Genomic DNA, 16,256 nt, shown 5'->3' on the forward strand with positions numbered 1-16,256 from the left:
CCCATTAAAGGTCTAATAGATCAACCCGGTCAGCTCTGCTGATCGGGTTTTTTCATGCTTGGTTTGTTTGGCAGTTTATCAGCACACAAAACAGATAAGTAAAATTTTGTGGAATGGGGAGGGAGAAAAATTCAAACCCTGGGGCGCTGGGGAAGCAGAGTATGGCTGCTGGCCCAAAAGCGGCTCTAGAATGACGAAAGCCCACCGGGGGAGGAGATCCGGTGGGCTTCGTTGCAGGATCCAAAACCGGGAGGAGGATGTTTTGGATCACTCAGGCTTTTTCTGGGAGGAGAGAAAAGCCTGAAGTGCGGAAACTGTGTGCTTTCGCTTGAGAACAAGTTCGGAAGCGAAAGTCTTTATTATCTACCAGCTGCGTCGCGAGCGATTGCTGTGATGTCTGCGCGGGAGATACCAAGATCGTTTAGATCGCGGTTCGACAGGCGGTTCAGTTCATCAACAGTGTCACGGAAGTGGCGCCACTGGCGGTAGTTCTTAACAACGTTATCCAACATGATAATCATCCTTTGTTGCTATGTGGCTTGATCGAGTTTTACTGGTTTTCTTAGCGCTGCAAGCCTTAACTCGATTTAAAATCTCGCCTCGCTCTGTTGGTTATGTATATAGCTCATGGTTCGGGGTTTGACATCTCACAAGATTGCATAGCTGTCTTGCGCGATATGTATAATTATTACTTCCAAAAATTTAGTCGTCACTATTTTGCATACCTCTTGAGATTGAGAAAAATATACTCAATATTTTCAACAACTTAATTTTTCCAGCCCTTCCACCATCTCATACTAACGACGTACATACTTATCCCCTGATGGCAAAAAAACACCTTACCGGTCGCTTGGGCGCGATGGAAAAACATAGAAGTGAGCGGTGGTTGTAGCCTTCAAAAGGGCATCGACTCGGGCCATCACCCTGTATCGTCACAAATTTGTAACGTTCTAAATAGCATGTCCATTAAGAATTCGCGGATTCCGCGCGTGAAAACATTCGGGATGTGAATTAAATCCCTTTTGGTTTCAATTCCCGGATGAGCTCTCAATCCCAGTAGCGTCGGGCAGTTTTAGGTGGGGGGGGTGCCATTGGCTGACAATACCGCGCCCGCAAGATAAAGCGATCCTGCGATCAGAATTCGCGGTGCGGGTTTTAGATTTTGCAATCCAAGTCGCTTCAAGGCCTCATCCAGCGACGCAGCCGCCGAGGCCGGGATGCCCGACTCTTGCGCAACTTGCGCCAACGCAACTGGATCAATCGCTGCGATTGAACCGGGTATAGGCACAGTGATGATGTCTTTTGCCAACCCTTTGAAGGGGGCAAAGTATCCTTGCGGATCTTTGGTGTTGAGCATGCCGACGATCATATGCAGTGGACGGGGGGCTTTTTCTTCAAGATCTGCCAAAGCGGAAGCAAGGGCATGACCAGCTTGAGGATTATGTCCGCCATCCAGCCACAGTTCTGCATCTTTTGGTAAAAGAGCATGTAGTTTGCCTTCGTTCAGACGCTGCATGCGCGCTGGCCAGTTCACATCCCCCATGCCCTGTTCGATTGCCCTATCAGGCAAATCAGGAAAGACAACCCGGAGGCTCGCGATCGCCGTTCCGGCATTGATCAGTTGGTGTCGCCCCCCCAAGCGCGGGAGAGGCAAATCCATAAGGCCGAATTCGTCTTGAAAAATCAGACGCCCATGTTCTTCATAGGAAAGCCAATCCTGCCCGCCTATTGACAATGGGCCCGTGCCAACACTGCGTGCTTTTTGTTCAAGCGCCTCGCGCACGTCGTCGGACTGGGGTGCAAGGATGGCAGGAGCAGATGATTTAAAGATACCTGCCTTTTCGCGGGCGATGCCGGTGATCTCTGAACCAAGAAATCCTTCATGATCATGGGCAATGGGCGTAACGACGGTCGCAGCGGGCTTTTTAATTACGTTGGTAGCATCCAATCGTCCCCCCAAGCCCACTTCAAGGATCAATAAATCCGCGGGATGCTGCGAGAACAAAAGGAAAGCAGCAACAGTGGTGATTTCAAAAAAGGTGATCGGGTTGCCATCATTCACCCTTTCACATTCGAGCAAGGCATCAATCAATGCTTCGTCGGAGACATAGCGACCAGCAAGACGTATGCGCTCGTGGAAATGGACCAGATGAGGAGACGCATACACATGCACCACTTTGCCGGCAGCTTCTGCCATAGAGCGCATGAATGCAGAGGTAGACCCTTTACCATTGGTTCCGGCCACATGGATGGTCGGAGGCAATGCCAGATGCGGGTCACCCAGTTTATTCAATAAAGCCGTGACGCGCTCAAGTCCCAGATCAATGCTCTTGGGGTGTAACGCGATCATCCGCTCAAGTATGGCTTCTGCCTTGTCCATAATAATCTTATCGTTGTGCCTAAGAGGCGAAAGGCCCCTGAATCCAGAGCATCCTGCGCTCGTATGAACGCAGGATGCTCTGTGTTTTAAATTTTCTCAACCGATTTGATCTCGTCACACCTTGCTACCAAGGCATTCAGAAAAATCAGCCGGACTTTTTCTTGTTATCACTAACAACAACGGCTGAATCAGCATCCTTGCCAATTGCCTTATCTGGCGCTTCAGCAATCGGAGTGCTTTCGGTTGCTTTTGCTGGAGCATCCTCAACAGCTGCTTTGATCGTATCCGGGTCGGCGACCGCAGAGGCTTCGGCCGAGTCATTGTCGTTTTCACTCTTAATCGGAGCAGGCAGATCGGTATTGGTGAAAAAGCGGCACAGGCGCGCAATGACAGCCTTCAGCTCATGACGGTGAACCACCATGTCAACCATGCCATGCTCTTTAAGATACTCAGCGCGCTGGAACCCTTCAGGCAGTTTTTCGCGGATGGTCTGTTCAATCACACGCTGACCGGCAAAGCCGATAAGTGCTCCCGGTTCGGCAATTTGAACATCACCAAGCATAGCATAGGATGCTGTTACGCCCCCAGTCGTCGGATCGGTGAGAACCACAATATAGGGCAGCCCGGCTTCACGGAGTGCTTGTACAGCAACGGTGGTGCGTGGCATCTGCATCAACGACAAAATGCCCTCCTGCATGCGAGCACCACCTGATGCGGTAAAAAGAACGAACGGCGTTTTGTCTTCCACGGCTTTCATCATGCCTGTGATGAGCGCTTCGGCTGCGGCCATACCGAGCGAGCCGCCAAGGAAGGTGAAATCTTGTACTGCGGCTGTTAGAAACAACCCTTCAACATCGCCCTGAGCGACGACGACAGAGTCCCTGCGGCCTGTTTTGGCGCGGGCATCTTTCATCCGGTCAGCATATTTTTTGGTGTCGCGGAATTTGAGTGGATCAACAGCCACTTCTGGAAGCTCCAGCAGGCTATAGTCGTTGTCGTCAAAGAAATAGCTGAACCGCTGCGTCGCGTTGATGCGCATGTGGAAATTGGAATTGGGCACAACATATTGGTTGTTTTCCAAATCACGATGGAAAACCATCTCGCCAGAAACCGGACATTTGATCCAGAGATTTTCGGGTGAGTCACGTCGGTTCAAAAAAGAGCGAATTTTTGGTCTGACGACAGTGTTAATCCAGTTCACGAGCTACTTCCTGCCTTGAGTCTTTTTGGACTCACCTTAGAGCCAAATCATGCACGCATCCAACGCGTAATGGACAGCGCAATGCGCGAAATTGACAAATAAGCGAATTACAAACAAACAATCCTTGCCAGCGACACGCAGATTTGTGGCGCGCATTGGCATGGATTTAACACTCAATTGTGTTCAAGGCACGTTATAAAATGCATTGCTGTGTATTTTTTCTGCCATCAGGTTCAATTCTGTGAATCTCCCGCGTCAAAATAACCCATCGTGGCAGTCGAACGAAACCCACCTATCCTGTGATAAGAAATCTCACAACGCAAACGAGCCCTGACCTTTGGATCAGAGCTCATCATTGTTTGCTTACAAATCACCGGCTTTAAAAACCAATGTCTGTTCAGTGGATGTGCCCTATGATCTGGCTTTGCGGCACCCTCCTGCCAACCCCTCGATAATATCCGTAACGGCCTTGATTGTTGTATCCGTTGCTTTGCCCTGATCATTGAGGCTCTCGCGGATCGCGTTGACCAGAACCGAGCCAACAACCACACCATCCGCCGTTTTACCAACGGCTTCCGCCTGATCGGGGGTTTTAACACCAAAGCCGACCGCAACGGGTAGTTCGGTATGACTTTTGATGCGTTCAACAGCGATGGCCACTTTGTCAGCATCCAACGCACCAGTGCCCGTGATCCCCGTGACGGAGACATAATAGACAAAACCAGAGGTATTGCCCAAAACCTTAGGCAGGCGTTTGTCATCGGTTGTCGGGGTCGCCAGACGAATGAAATTGAGGCCACCATCGCGGGCGGGCAAGCACAATTCATCATCATGTTCAGGCGGCAGATCAACGACAATCAAGCCGTCGACACCAGCCTCTTTGGCGTCGGCGACAAATTTCTCCGAACCCCAAATATAAATGGGATTGTAATACCCCATTAGAATGATCGGAGTATCGTTGTCGTCCTTGCGGAAGTCACGCACCATCTGGAGCGTTTTTTCCATGGTCTGACCACCGGCCAGCGCACGTTGAGTGGCAAGTTGGATAGGCACCCCTTCAGCCATAGGATCGGAGAAGGGCATGCCCAATTCAATGACATCCGCACCCGCTTTGGGCATGGCCTTGAGGATGTTCAAAGATGTCTCGAGATCGGGATCTCCGGCGGTAATGAACCCCACCAGTGCGGGACGGTTTTCGGCCTTGCAGGCAGCAAAGCGGGTATCAATGCGTGTCTTTTCCATTGCTTTATTCCTTGCTGCTCGCCTATTCGCTCACGATATGTGTGCCAAGATGGGCACTGACGGTGTTGACGTCTTTGTCTCCGCGACCTGACAGATTGATAACAATGATCTGGTCTTTATCCATTTTGGGGGCGCGTTTCATGACTTCAGCCAAGGCGTGGGAGGATTCAAGCGCAGGAATGATACCTTCTGTTCGGCAGAGCAACTGGAAAGCCTCAAGCGCTTCTGCGTCTGTTGCCGAGACATATTCGACGCGGCCTGAATCGCGCAAATAGGAATGCTCTGGACCAATACCGGGATAATCCAGACCGGCAGAGATCGAGTGACCTTCCTGAATTTGACCGTCTTCATCCTGAAGTAAGTAGGTCCGGTTGCCATGCAGAACGCCAGGTTTGCCAGCATTAAGTGAGGCGCAATGCTCATCGGTATCGAGGCCGTAACCGGCGGCTTCAACACCTACGATCTGCACATCCTTGTCGTCAAGGAAGGGATGGAACAGGCCAATCGCGTTGGAGCCTCCGCCAAGGCAGGCCACCAACATATCGGGATAGCGGCCCTCAGATTCCATAATCTGCTCCTTGACCTCCTGCCCGATAATAGACTGAAAATCACGCACCATCATAGGATAAGGATGTGGGCCTGCTGCCGTGCCAATGATGTAATAGGTATCCTCAACATTGGTCACCCAATCGCGCAGCGCTTCGTTCATGGCATCCTTGAGGGTACCAGCCCCTGCGGTGACAGGATGAACCTTGCCGCCAAGCAGCTCCATACGAAATACGTTGGGAGATTGGCGCTCAACGTCGGTTGCGCCCATATAAACTTCGCATGGATAGCCAAAGCGTGCACAGACCGTGGCCGTTGCTACACCATGTTGTCCGGCGCCGGTTTCGGCGATGATGCGGGTTTTACCCATGCGTTTGGCGAGCAAAATTTGCCCCAGACAATTGTTGATCTTGTGGCTACCGGTGTGGTTCAGTTCTTCACGCTTAAGATAAATCTTGGCGCCGCCGAGCACATCGGTCAGACGCTCTGCAAAATAAAGAGGGCTCTGACGACCAACATAATGCTTGTGCAAATAAGCCAGTTCATCATGAAAAGCGGGATCTTCCAAGGCTTCCTTATAAGCCTTGTCCAGATCAAGAATCAGCGGCATCAGTGTTTCAGATACAAACTGACCACCATAAAGACCGAAGAAGCCGCGCTCATCCGGCCCCTGTGACGTACTATTGGGAAGGGTTTTTGGGTCGCTCATAGCAAATTCCTTGCTCGATTTTCAAAGTCTATACGCAGGGCCTGGCTCCTCAGAGCATCTCGGCAGCCTGTTTTGCGGCATAGACGAAATCAATAATTTTTTGCCGGTCCTTGACGCCAGGAGCATTTTCAATGCCCGATGAAACGTCAACGCCTTGTGGGCGTGTCAGGCGGATGGCCTCGGCCACATTGGACGGGTCCAAACCGCCAGCCAAAACGAATGGTTTTTTGAGTTTAAGGCCTTTGATCAGACGCCAGTCAAAACTGATACCATTGCCACCGGGAAGCTCGGTTTTCGAGTCTTTTGGGGGCTTGGCATCAAACAACAGAATATCGCAAACATCCTCATAAGCGGGGATGGCCGCGAGATCTATCTCATCCCGAATGGTCAACGCTTTCATGACAGGACGCCCATAACGTTGCTTGATGTGAACAACACGCTCAGGGGTCTCTGCACCATGCAGTTGCCAGATATCGGGATTGATCGACTGGTCGATGGCATCTAGCTCATCGTCACTCGCATTGACAGTCAGGGCGACTATGGACGCTTTGCCGCGTACCGGACCCACCAATTCCTTCGCTTTCCCATATTCCACATGCCTCGGGCTTTTTGGAAAGAAAACAAATCCAATCCAGTTGGCTCCACTTTGCAGGCCAGCTTCGATTGTCTCGGGCGTCGATAGCCCGCAAATCTTTACATACATGGCCTGTTCTCTCCTTGCAATGGGGTGGACTTAACCCTGCCCCAGCTTTTCATATACATATTTTGCCGCAGCAAGGTCTTCAAGAGCGGTGCCAACTGACTTAAACAAGGTCACTTCTTCCGCCCCCCATCGAGCACTGCATTTGTCGCGACATAGGCCGAATAAATCACCCCGAATATCATCAAGAGCCAGCACGCCCGTCGCAAGCGGCTGTGTGATGTCGCCGCCTTCTTTGGTGGCTCCGGCCAAGGTATCCACATAAACACGAGACTTGGCGACGGCTTCATCATCAGATTCTCGCATGTCAGGGCGATAGGCCCCAACCAAATCAAGATGTGCGCCGGGCTTGAGCCACGCACCTTCGACCAACGGCGTCGACGACATGGTAGCGCAACTGACAATATCAGCCTCAGAGACTGCTTTTTGGCGATCATTTGTGATGGTGACGTCAAGTGCGAGATCCGCAAGGCGGTCGGCCAAGGCGCTCGCCTTTTCTTGATTGCGACCCCAAATTGTGACTTTTTTGATCGGCCGCACACTTGCATGGGCTCGGATCAGGTGACTGGACAGAGCGCCGGTGCCAATCATCGCCAAAGACGACGAATCGGATCGCGCTAAATAATCCGCCGCCAATGCAGACGCACAGGCCGTGCGCCAGACGGTGAGGGTTGGGCCATCCATCAGGGCGCGGATTTCACCGCTTTCGGCATCAAGCAATAAATAAGTGCCCAGAATCGAAGGTTTTTGCAGTCGGGTTTCATTGTCAGGATAGACAGTCACCATCTTGATGCCAACATAGCCCCCTTTTGACGTGCCTGTCGCTTTTGTATCTTGCCAAGATGGCATCAACAGCATCGTTGCGTCGGTTTGATCGGGAAGAGAGATTGTATGGTGGTGACGCACCGGCGTAACAACATTGGAGCGAAAGCCATCTCGTAAAGCACCAACCAAACCGCGATAGTCCATCGCGGTTTCTACCATTGCAGCGTCGAAAAACTTCATCGTGAGTGTTCCTTTAATTTAGAGCAGTTTTGCTCCATCACCCTCCCAGAGCGATTTGAGCGATCCACGATCGCTTAGAAATTCAGCATGCCACTAAAACAAATTGTTTTTTATCCGACTTAGTCGACCCTGCAATCCAACAGATCAAAAGCACGCTAGACACGACAATGCCAGCCGCAAGGCTGGCACATCAAGACTTTAAATTCCAGAGCTCAATAACCGGTGACGCAATTTTAAGCGTCAGGCCGCTGGCTTGGAAAGCTGTTTGACTGCAGGCGAAGGTAATTTTTGTACGTCCGCATTGGCGTCTGGGATCATTGTTTCCACACGTTTTTGCTGCCTATCTGCTTCATTACGCCATTTCTGAGCCTCATAACGCTTTTCACGGGCAGTGCGACGATGGCGACCCTGCTTGAGCCAGGCCATAAAACCGCCAAATAGAATCCCAGTCAAAAGAGCGCCAAAAATGATGACATAAAGAGGGACAGAAAAGTCCAACGCAGGTTGCTCCGGAGAGAACGGATCCAGCGCCAGTTTCACTTCGTGGCGATTGGCGACCGCCAAAGAGACCAGCACAATAGCAACTGGCACCAGGACCAGAAACTGGAACAAACGCTTTATAGCTTTCATAATCGTGTGAAACCCAAGTTATTGGCAATCAGAATCATTCGCTTGCATCGCCGTCATTGAGACGCTCACGCATTTCCTTGCCTGTTTTGAAGAAAGGAACATATTTCTCAGCCACAGGAACCTTTTCGCCGGTTCTTGGATTGCGACCAATGCGTGCAGGACGATTCTTTACAGAAAAAGCCCCGAAGCCGCGCAATTCCACCCGATCACCACGCGCCAAGGCGTCGGAAATCTCATCCAGAATGGCATTCACAATGTGTTCGACATCTCGTTGATAGAGATGCGGGTTCTGTTCCGCAATATGTTGTACCAATTCAGACTTGATCATCGACTGCTCCCCTTCATTCGTCCGCTCTATGTGGCGTGTTACGTATGTTGCAGTGTTCGGTTTACAAAAAGCGTAATATGCTCTTACTATTTGCTTTTTTGAGCCTGCCAAACTGAAACCAGTCCGTCAAGTTTCCCGACCTGATTTCGTGTCTGAAACAGTTCAATAATTGGTTGAGGCAACCAGTTTGCCACAAACCGGCTCGCCAAACCAAATGGCAAATTGTCCCGCAGTGGTGCTGGTTCCCATTGGATGAGTTCAAGATCACTGGACAATTTATGCTCTTTTACCAACCAGTCTTTGGCCGCTTCCGGACCGCCCAACTCGTCAACCAGCTGCAATTGCACAGCCTGACCACCTGTAACGACACGTCCATCGGCCAACTCCAGAGCACGCGCTCTGTCAAAAGGGCGGTGCTTGACAACCAGATCGACAAACCACTGGAAGGAATCGTCAATCATGCGCGCAATCATGGCTTCTGCTTCAGGATTGCGCGGACTGAATGGGTTGGGTTCGGCCTTCATAGGAGCGCTTTTGATCGCACGCATTTCAACTCCAACGGTTTCCATTAACTTGGTGACATCGGTATATTGAAAGATGACACCAATAGATCCCGTAATCGTAGCGCGACGGGCAAAGATGCGTTCGGTTGGGAGCGCTATCAAATAACCTGCCGATGCAGCGATGCCATCCATACTGGCCACAAGCGGTTTTTTCTTACCAAGTTCAACCAGCGCCTCATAGATGGCCTCACCACCGGACGTCGCACCACCGGGGCTGTTCACTGACAGAATCACACCTTTTACCGCGTCTGATTTCTGCAACGTCTTGATCAGTTTAAGCTTACGCTCTTCTCCCAAAATCACGCCGTCAAAGGTGATTTTGGCAATGTGATCGCTTTGGCGATTAAGACCAAAATTGTTCATGGCAACGGACAGGCCAAGACCAACAACCAGAACAATAAGAGACAGAATGGCGACAACCCGCCAGATTGAGAGCTTGCGCCGCATTTGTCGCCGCTCGACCAAATGATCGGTATCGAAAGACATGTCTTTGTCCTTTGGGTCTAGGGTCTGGTATCAAAGGCTTGGAATCCCGATGTTGCCACCAAAACTCGATTGCCGCGGCACATTTGTTTGAGCCGCAGGTGTTTTATCACCCGTGCCTTGTCTATTTGCAACGCCAATATAGTCGCGATTTCAAAAAAGGTTTGAAAAGGCTTGATGAAATCGATTGACCCTGTTTCAAAACAACACTCAAAATTCATTTTAAGACAAAAAAACCGCAGGCACGAAGCACCTGCGGTTTCTGTTCTTGTCAAACCGTATTTCAACGATTGAGGACGATCGCTTAGTCTTCGCGGGCTTTAAGAGCAGCGCCGAGAATATCACCAAGAGATGCACCAGCATCGGACGAACCGAACTGAGCAATGGCTTCTTTCTCTTCTGCCATTTCAAGCGCCTTGATGGAGACAGCAAGCTTGCGGTTCTTTTTATCGAACTGGGTGATGCGTGCATCAACCTTTTCACCAACCTGGAAGCGGTCGGTACGCTGATCGCCACGATCACGAGCCAAGTCACCACGACGAATAAAGGCGGTCATGTCGGAGTCGATCACTTTGACTTCCAGACCAGCTTCTTTCACTTCGGTGATTTCGCAAGTGATGATAGCACCGCGTTTCATTTCACCAGCAGCAGCTTCGAACGGATCGCTCTCGAGCTGTTTGATGCCCAAGGAAATGCGTTCTTTGTCGACATCCACATCGAGGATGACAGCTTTGACCACGTCGCCTTTGTTGTATTCTTCCAAGACCTGTTCGCCCGGACGGCTCCAGTCCAGATCGGACAAGTGAACCATGCCATCGACTTCGCCTTCGAGACCAATGAAGAGACCGAACTCGGTTTTGTTCTTCACTTCGCCTTCGACGACTGTACCAGCTGGGTTGCTCTCTGCGAAAACAGCCCATGGGTTGTCGAGGGTCTGTTTCAGACCAAGAGACACACGGCGTTTCACGGGATCAACTTCCAGGATCATCACTTCTACTTCCTGAGAGGTAGAAACGATTTTACCAGGATGAACGTTTTTCTTGGTCCAAGACATTTCAGAAACGTGGATCAGGCCTTCGATGCCTGGTTCCAGTTCAAGGAATGCACCGTAATCGGTGATGTTGGTCACACGACCGGTGAATTTGGATCCAACAGGATAACGTTCTTCGATCTCGGTCCAAGGATCAACTTCAAGCTGCTTCATGCCAAGGGAGATGCGGTGCGTTTCTTGATTGACGCGCACGATCTGCACTTTGACAGTCTGGCCGATTGTCAGCACTTCGCTTGGATGGTTGATGCGACGCCATGCGATGTCGGTGACATGCAACAGGCCATCGATGCCGCCCAGATCCACGAATGCACCATAATCGGTGATGTTTTTGACGACACCCTCGACGGTCTGACCCTCTTTGAGGTTCTGAACCAGTTCGGTGCGCAGTTCTGCACGGGTTTCTTCCAGAATTACACGACGAGATACAACGATGTTGCCGCGACGCTTGTCCATTTTCAAGATCTGGAAAGGCTGCGGGTTGTGCATCAGTGGGGTAACGTCGCGTACAGGGCGGATGTCCACCTGGGAACGAGGCAAGAAGGCAACGGCACCGTCCAGATCGACGGTGAAACCACCTTTGACCTGATTGAAGATAGTACCGGTAACTTTTTCTTCTGCTTCGAAGGCTTTCTCCAGCTTGCCCCAGCTCTCTTCACGACGTGCTTTATCGCGAGACAGAACAGCTTCACCCATCGCATTTTCGATACGCTCGAGGTAAACTTCAACCTCGGAGCCAATCTCAAGACCACCGTCTTTTCCGTGAGCACCAAATTCCTTCAGGGCAACACGGCCTTCGACTTTCAAGCCAACATCGATGATCGCCATGTCTTTTTCGATGCCTACGACGGTCCCTTTGATAACAGAACCTTCATGCGGTTCTGTTTCACTAAAGGACTGATCAAGCAGGGCAGCAAAATCTTCCATGGACGGATTAAGATCGCTCATAAAAACTCCTAAATAGCCCGTTGGGGCTCGGCCGCGCCAATTGGTTCGTGTTTTACAAAAGCCCGTTCCCGACCGTGCTCTGAAGAACAGAACAAGACCATCCTTTGGTATAAAGGAGTGGCCCGGCGCGTCTCCGGTCAGTAAAGAGCCAAATTAATTTATATTCCTCGGAGTCCTTTGACAGATCAAAAAGAGCATCTGAAGCGTTCAATTTTGCTCCCACACCCTGCAATCTGTTGAAACCCACTGAAAACACAAAGAAAACGCGATCCTCGCTCGGTTTCAGACATAGCAAAAAGAGCACATACTGCGCCCTTACCACTAAACCTCACGAACTTTACACCTTTTCAACAATGCTCACAGCTTGCTGGAATGCGCTTTCTATATCCAATTTTGACGTATCAAGCAAGTGGGCATCTTGTGCAGGAACCAGCGGCGCAACCGCGCGGTTGCTGTCTCGATCGTCTCGTATTTTGACATCCGCAAGTATTTGATCAAAATCCGCAGCTTCTCCACGGCCGAGAATCTCGTCTGTACGGCGCTTTGCCCGCACTTCTGCGCTGGCTGTTACATACAATTTCACATCAGCGTCGGGGCATACAACCGTCCCGATGTCACGCCCATCCAGCACAGCGCCGCCCGGCTGGTTGGCAAACAGCCGTTGAGCCTCCAGCAGCGCGCTACGCACCTTTGGCATAACCGCAACCTTGGATGCCGCTTCACCAATCGCATGGGCTGAGAGGATCACCCGATCCAGTGACCCCAGATCCAGGGAAAGCGCAGCCTTCTCGGCCAACGCTTCATCATCCAACGGTTTCCCCGCGGTCAAAAGCGCATGGGCGACGGCACGAAAGGTAAGACCTGTATCTAGATGGGGGACATTCAAGTGCTCGGCCAGTCGCCGTGCCAATGTGCCTTTGCCCGATGCAGCAGGGCCATCGATTGCGATGATCATGAACAGCTTCCTTCTTCTTTAGGCAACAATTCGGGACCATTCGAATTGCTGACATTAAGAGCCCTTCCTAATGCATAGCTTGTTCTGATTGAAGTTCTTTTTCCAGAAACTTCAAACTTCGGATGCCATACCAGCAAAAACTTTCTCCATTCACAAAGGCATGGGGAATTCCAAGTGATTGCAACTGCTCTTTTTGTTGCAAAAAGGCATAGGGTTCGGATGAGAATAAAATGAGCGTCGTTTGGGGGTTATAGTCCTGAAGACGAATCGTCTGGTATTGTTTGGCAAAAACAGGAATTTCAATGCCCAGCCTGTGCAACATGCTGCCAATGAATGTGCGCTGGCTGACCGCTATCCACGGATCCTTCCAAATCATATAGAGAATGGTGTGGATCGGTTCGGCGGGAAATTTGCCCCATTCGATAAGACCCGGCAGCGGACCCGTGAGATCCCAAGCTGAGGTGCGCTGATCCACAACGCGAGACCAGCGCGTCGCGAGAGCTTCCAGCTTAGGCGCGGCAAGCTTGGTGGCGAGTGCTGACAGAGCATCCTGCACATCCTGCATGCTTGTTATATCGGTGATATGACTGGGAATCGTTGATTGCTCACCCATGAAGCGAGCATTTTCTTCTCGATCCAGAATCAGGATATCCGGCTGCAGGGCTTCGACGCTCGGCCAGTCCCAGTCTTTGGTGCCGCCCACAATGGGAATATCATTGACCTGTAAAGCGGGGTGGATGCAATACCGCGTACGCCCAACAACCTTTACACCGCAATACAGCAAGGTCTCGGTCCAGCTTGGCACGAGGGAAACAACACGCATATCATTGCAATCATAAAATAGAATATCCCGTCAGAGCGCTTGCCCTATTGGTAAGGTGGCAAGATTGTTCTGACGGGACCATAATATTCTGAGCCATGCATTGAATGGCTCACCTGTTTAACCTAGGTTTGCCCCCAAACCGGACATCAAATCAACAAAGCCAGGGAAAGATGTGTTGATGATCGCAGCATCATCCACTGTTACCGGCTTTTCTGCTCCAAGCCCCAAGGTGAGGAAGCTCATAGCGATACGGTGGTCCAGATGGGTAGCCACTGTGCCGCCACCGATGTGATTCGAGCCGCCGGTCACAATCAGATAGTCGTTGCCCTCTTCATGCGGCACACCATTGGCAGCAAGACCGGCGGCCACCGCCGCTAGACGGTCGCTTTCCTTGACGCGCAACTCTTCCAGCCCTTCCATACGGGTCTCGCCGCTAGCAAAGCTGGCGGCGACGCTGAGCACGGGATATTCGTCAATCATCGACGGGGCACGCTCGGCAGGCACCGTAACGCCCTTGAGCCGAGATGAACGGACACGCACATTGCCGATGCGCTCACCGCCAGAATTGCGTTCATTCTCAATGGTGATATCGCCGCCCATCTCAATCAAGGTGGTTATGAGACCTGTGCGGGTATCATTGAGCAGAATATCTTCGATCAATAGATCCGATCCCGGCGTGATAAGCGCTGCAACAATCGGGAAAGCAGCCGAAGATGGATCGCCAGGCACGATAACGTCCTGAGCTGTCAATTCTTGCAAACCCTGCAAAGTGAGAATCGTTTCGCCTGCTTCGTTGATTTCTTCGCCTAGCTCGGCACCAAAGCCGCGCAGCATGCGCTCCGTGTGATCGCGGGTTTTAACCGGCTCGATCAGCGTCGTGGTGCCGGCCATATTCAGGCCCGCCAGCAATACACAGCTTTTTACCTGCGCGGATGCCATTGGCACACGATAGGTGATCGGTGTTGCGGGATCTGCGCCGTGAATGGTCAACGGCAGACGATCACCGGACCGGCCCAGCACTTGCGTCCCCATCTCGCGCAGGGGATTTAACACCCGTGCCATTGGACGCCCCGATAAAGACCCATCGCCCATAAAGGTCGTCGAGAAGGCATGAGCACCAGCCAGACCCATGACCAAACGCGCGCCTGTACCCGAATTACCAAAATCCAAGACGGTGCTCGGCTCCAACAATGATCCAGTACCAAGCCCTTCAACAAACCAAATCCCATCGTTGTCTTTATGTATTTGGGCACCAAAGGCAGCCATGGCTTTGGCCGTGTTGATCACGTCTTCTGATTCGAGCAGACCAGAAATTTTGGTTATACCGCGTGCAAGCCCTCCAAAAATCAGAGCACGATGCGAAATAGATTTGTCTCCCGGCACACGCATACGGCCCTTCAGGCCTTGCGATTTATGGGCAGAGAGCGGAGACAATTGCGTGGCGTCGTGAGCCATTTCACCCCCTAAATGAACCTTTTTATGTGTAGGCCACCCCAATCCAGTCCGAATGTCTGACTATTTCGAGAGGGCGCAATTGAGACCAAACAGGCTCCGACTTACACCAAATCATGCATTGCGTCACGTCACTACACATATAAATCCCGTTTTTGCCCGCTCTTTCGACTTTTAGCTTTTGACAGGCAGGGCAAGGTTGGCTAATGGAGTTGATCAAACTGATAGACTATTAAACAAATCTAGGCGAAGAGGCAAAGCTGTGGCTCGACCGGAACTTGGAACCAAACGCGTCTGTGAAGATTGCGGTGCAAAATATTACGATCTCAACCGGGATCCAATCACATGCCCTAAATGTGGTACGATCTTCGAATTGGAAAAATCTTCCAAGCCCGTCGTGGCTGAGGTGGAAGAACCAGAAGAAGAAGTCGTTGTTGAGGCTGACACAAGCAAAGACGATGATGATGATGCTGAAGCAGAGGTAATCTCTCTGGAAGATGCTGATGCTGAACAAGCATCCGACATTGTTATCCCTGATGTGGACGACGACAGTGACGATGATGATGACGTTTTCCTTGAAGATGAGGAAGACGAAGAAGCGCTGGGCGCTATTGGTCTGGACGTTATTGTCCCTACTGGCGACGAAGAGTAGAGAGTCTCATTGCACTTACTGAGTGTATGATCTTTGTCTTTTGATCGCAGCCAAAGCACAGCATTGCGATCTCTTATTCGCCAGACGAATCAAAGAGCGCGACGGTTTTCCGTTGCGCTCTTTTGTACATGAATATCCAATAATTAGGACAAGCATCTAAAACACCGGCATCCACTGCTAGAATCACCAACTATCACACACCTCCTTTCCAAAGAAACACGCATGCATTTGGCAAACCAAGGCAGGCTTTTCACAAACTGGGGAAAGAATCCACAAATCGGTGAGATGGGGGATTGATTTCGCGTAAGCCCTTCAATATGTTCCGCTCACCACCATGACAGGAACCCTGTCAAATAATGTGGGGCTATAGCTCAGTTGGGAGAGCGCGTGAATGGCATTCACGAGGTCAGCGGTTCGATCCCGCTTAGCTCCACCATTTTTCCCTAAATGGTTGGTTTCCTTAACAAATTTCAAAAATGCTTTCTGGCGCGGTTGCATAGACCCTATCGCAAATAAAGCGGCGCACTCCCTGTGAGTGTTAAAGGCATCAGCCCATAAAAAGCCAATCCCCTACTCGAAGTCTAGATAATT

General features: G+C 51.0%; 15 protein-coding genes and 1 tRNA gene. 2 read left to right on the top strand and 14 right to left on the bottom strand.

All coding sequences use genetic code 11. The features are described 5' to 3' along the window. Nucleotides 1-359 precede the first annotated feature (359 nt). From C0081_RS17460 to aroA, 14 genes are all read right to left on the bottom strand, one after another. Nucleotides 360-512: a DUF1127 domain-containing protein gene (locus C0081_RS17460; RefSeq protein WP_101535264.1), complete on the bottom strand. Its 153-nt coding sequence runs from the start codon at nt 510-512 to the stop codon at nt 360-362. Nucleotides 513-1,072: 560 nt separating this feature from the next. Then, nucleotides 1,073-2,380 carry a bifunctional folylpolyglutamate synthase/dihydrofolate synthase gene (locus C0081_RS17465; RefSeq protein WP_101535133.1) on the bottom strand — a complete coding sequence of 436 codons (1,308 nt, stop codon included), beginning with the start codon at nt 2,378-2,380 and terminating at the stop codon, nt 1,073-1,075. A 145-nt stretch (nt 2,381-2,525) separates the two neighbouring features. Next, nucleotides 2,526-3,581 carry an acetyl-CoA carboxylase, carboxyltransferase subunit beta gene (accD, locus tag C0081_RS17470; protein WP_101535134.1) on the bottom strand — a complete coding sequence of 352 codons (1,056 nt, stop codon included), beginning with the start codon at nt 3,579-3,581 and terminating at the stop codon, nt 2,526-2,528. A gap of 411 nt (nt 3,582-3,992) precedes the next feature. Next, the gene (trpA, locus tag C0081_RS17475; RefSeq protein ID WP_101535135.1) at nt 3,993-4,823 is read right to left on the bottom strand and encodes a tryptophan synthase subunit alpha; all 831 of its coding nucleotides are present in this window, start codon (nt 4,821-4,823) and stop codon (nt 3,993-3,995) included. 22 nt (nt 4,824-4,845) lie between these two features. Then, the gene (trpB, locus tag C0081_RS17480; RefSeq protein ID WP_101535136.1) at nt 4,846-6,078 is read right to left on the bottom strand and encodes a tryptophan synthase subunit beta; all 1,233 of its coding nucleotides are present in this window, start codon (nt 6,076-6,078) and stop codon (nt 4,846-4,848) included. 49 nt (nt 6,079-6,127) lie between these two features. Further along, complete coding sequence (locus C0081_RS17485) at nt 6,128-6,781, bottom strand: phosphoribosylanthranilate isomerase (RefSeq protein WP_101535137.1); 654 nt, start codon at nt 6,779-6,781, stop codon at nt 6,128-6,130. A gap of 30 nt (nt 6,782-6,811) precedes the next feature. Beyond that, nucleotides 6,812-7,783: a bifunctional Delta(1)-pyrroline-2-carboxylate/Delta(1)-piperideine-2-carboxylate reductase gene (lhpI, locus tag C0081_RS17490; protein WP_101535138.1), complete on the bottom strand. Its 972-nt coding sequence runs from the start codon at nt 7,781-7,783 to the stop codon at nt 6,812-6,814. Between the two features lie 240 nt (nt 7,784-8,023). Then, nucleotides 8,024-8,413: a lipopolysaccharide assembly protein LapA domain-containing protein gene (locus C0081_RS17495; protein ID WP_101535139.1), complete on the bottom strand. Its 390-nt coding sequence runs from the start codon at nt 8,411-8,413 to the stop codon at nt 8,024-8,026. A gap of 34 nt (nt 8,414-8,447) precedes the next feature. Further along, on the bottom strand, nt 8,448-8,741 hold the full coding sequence (locus C0081_RS17500) for an integration host factor subunit beta (protein ID WP_101535140.1): 294 nt from the start codon (nt 8,739-8,741) through the stop codon (nt 8,448-8,450). 86 nt (nt 8,742-8,827) lie between these two features. Next, nucleotides 8,828-9,790, bottom strand: coding sequence for a signal peptide peptidase SppA (sppA, locus tag C0081_RS17505; RefSeq protein WP_101535141.1), 963 nt, complete (start codon nt 9,788-9,790; stop codon nt 8,828-8,830). Between the two features lie 301 nt (nt 9,791-10,091). Beyond that, nucleotides 10,092-11,783, bottom strand: coding sequence for a 30S ribosomal protein S1 (rpsA, locus tag C0081_RS17515; protein ID WP_101535143.1), 1,692 nt, complete (start codon nt 11,781-11,783; stop codon nt 10,092-10,094). Nucleotides 11,784-12,120: 337 nt separating this feature from the next. Beyond that, nucleotides 12,121-12,738 carry a (d)CMP kinase gene (gene cmk / locus C0081_RS17525; RefSeq protein WP_101535145.1) on the bottom strand — a complete coding sequence of 206 codons (618 nt, stop codon included), beginning with the start codon at nt 12,736-12,738 and terminating at the stop codon, nt 12,121-12,123. 67 nt (nt 12,739-12,805) lie between these two features. Beyond that, nucleotides 12,806-13,561, bottom strand: coding sequence for a helical backbone metal receptor (locus C0081_RS17530; protein WP_101535146.1), 756 nt, complete (start codon nt 13,559-13,561; stop codon nt 12,806-12,808). 117 nt (nt 13,562-13,678) lie between these two features. Further along, nucleotides 13,679-15,016, bottom strand: a complete 1,338-nt coding sequence (gene aroA / locus C0081_RS17535; protein WP_101535147.1) for a 3-phosphoshikimate 1-carboxyvinyltransferase — start codon at nt 15,014-15,016, stop codon at nt 13,679-13,681. A 259-nt stretch (nt 15,017-15,275) separates the two neighbouring features. On the opposite strand from aroA, the gene C0081_RS17540 reads away from it, so the two are divergent. Beyond that, nucleotides 15,276-15,665, top strand: coding sequence for a TIGR02300 family protein (locus C0081_RS17540; protein ID WP_101535148.1), 390 nt, complete (start codon nt 15,276-15,278; stop codon nt 15,663-15,665). A 360-nt stretch (nt 15,666-16,025) separates the two neighbouring features. Then, nucleotides 16,026-16,101 (top strand) — tRNA-Ala (locus tag C0081_RS17545). The last annotated feature ends 155 nt before the right edge of the window (nt 16,102-16,256 follow it).

Origin of the sequence: Cohaesibacter celericrescens (assembly GCF_002866925.1) — a bacterium.
Taxonomy (GTDB): domain Bacteria; phylum Pseudomonadota; class Alphaproteobacteria; order Rhizobiales; family Cohaesibacteraceae; genus Cohaesibacter; species Cohaesibacter celericrescens.

Coding starts and splice junctions, on each gene's coding strand:
- C0081_RS17460 (WP_101535264.1), bottom strand. CDS start 512: ATGTTGGATAACGTTGTTAAGAACTACCGCCAGTGGCGCCACTTCCGT.
- C0081_RS17465 (WP_101535133.1), bottom strand. CDS start 2,380: ATGGACAAGGCAGAAGCCATACTTGAGCGGATGATCGCGTTACACCCC.
- trpA (WP_101535135.1), bottom strand. CDS start 4,823: ATGGAAAAGACACGCATTGATACCCGCTTTGCTGCCTGCAAGGCCGAA.
- trpB (WP_101535136.1), bottom strand. CDS start 6,078: ATGAGCGACCCAAAAACCCTTCCCAATAGTACGTCACAGGGGCCGGAT.
- C0081_RS17485 (WP_101535137.1), bottom strand. CDS start 6,781: ATGTATGTAAAGATTTGCGGGCTATCGACGCCCGAGACAATCGAAGCT.
- lhpI (WP_101535138.1), bottom strand. CDS start 7,783: ATGAAGTTTTTCGACGCTGCAATGGTAGAAACCGCGATGGACTATCGC.
- C0081_RS17495 (WP_101535139.1), bottom strand. CDS start 8,413: ATGAAAGCTATAAAGCGTTTGTTCCAGTTTCTGGTCCTGGTGCCAGTT.
- C0081_RS17500 (WP_101535140.1), bottom strand. CDS start 8,741: ATGATCAAGTCTGAATTGGTACAACATATTGCGGAACAGAACCCGCAT.
- sppA (WP_101535141.1), bottom strand. CDS start 9,790: ATGTCTTTCGATACCGATCATTTGGTCGAGCGGCGACAAATGCGGCGC.
- rpsA (WP_101535143.1), bottom strand. CDS start 11,783: ATGAGCGATCTTAATCCGTCCATGGAAGATTTTGCTGCCCTGCTTGAT.
- cmk (WP_101535145.1), bottom strand. CDS start 12,738: ATGATCATCGCAATCGATGGCCCTGCTGCATCGGGCAAAGGCACATTG.
- C0081_RS17530 (WP_101535146.1), bottom strand. CDS start 13,561: ATGCGTGTTGTTTCCCTCGTGCCAAGCTGGACCGAGACCTTGCTGTAT.
- aroA (WP_101535147.1), bottom strand. CDS start 15,016: ATGGCTCACGACGCCACGCAATTGTCTCCGCTCTCTGCCCATAAATCG.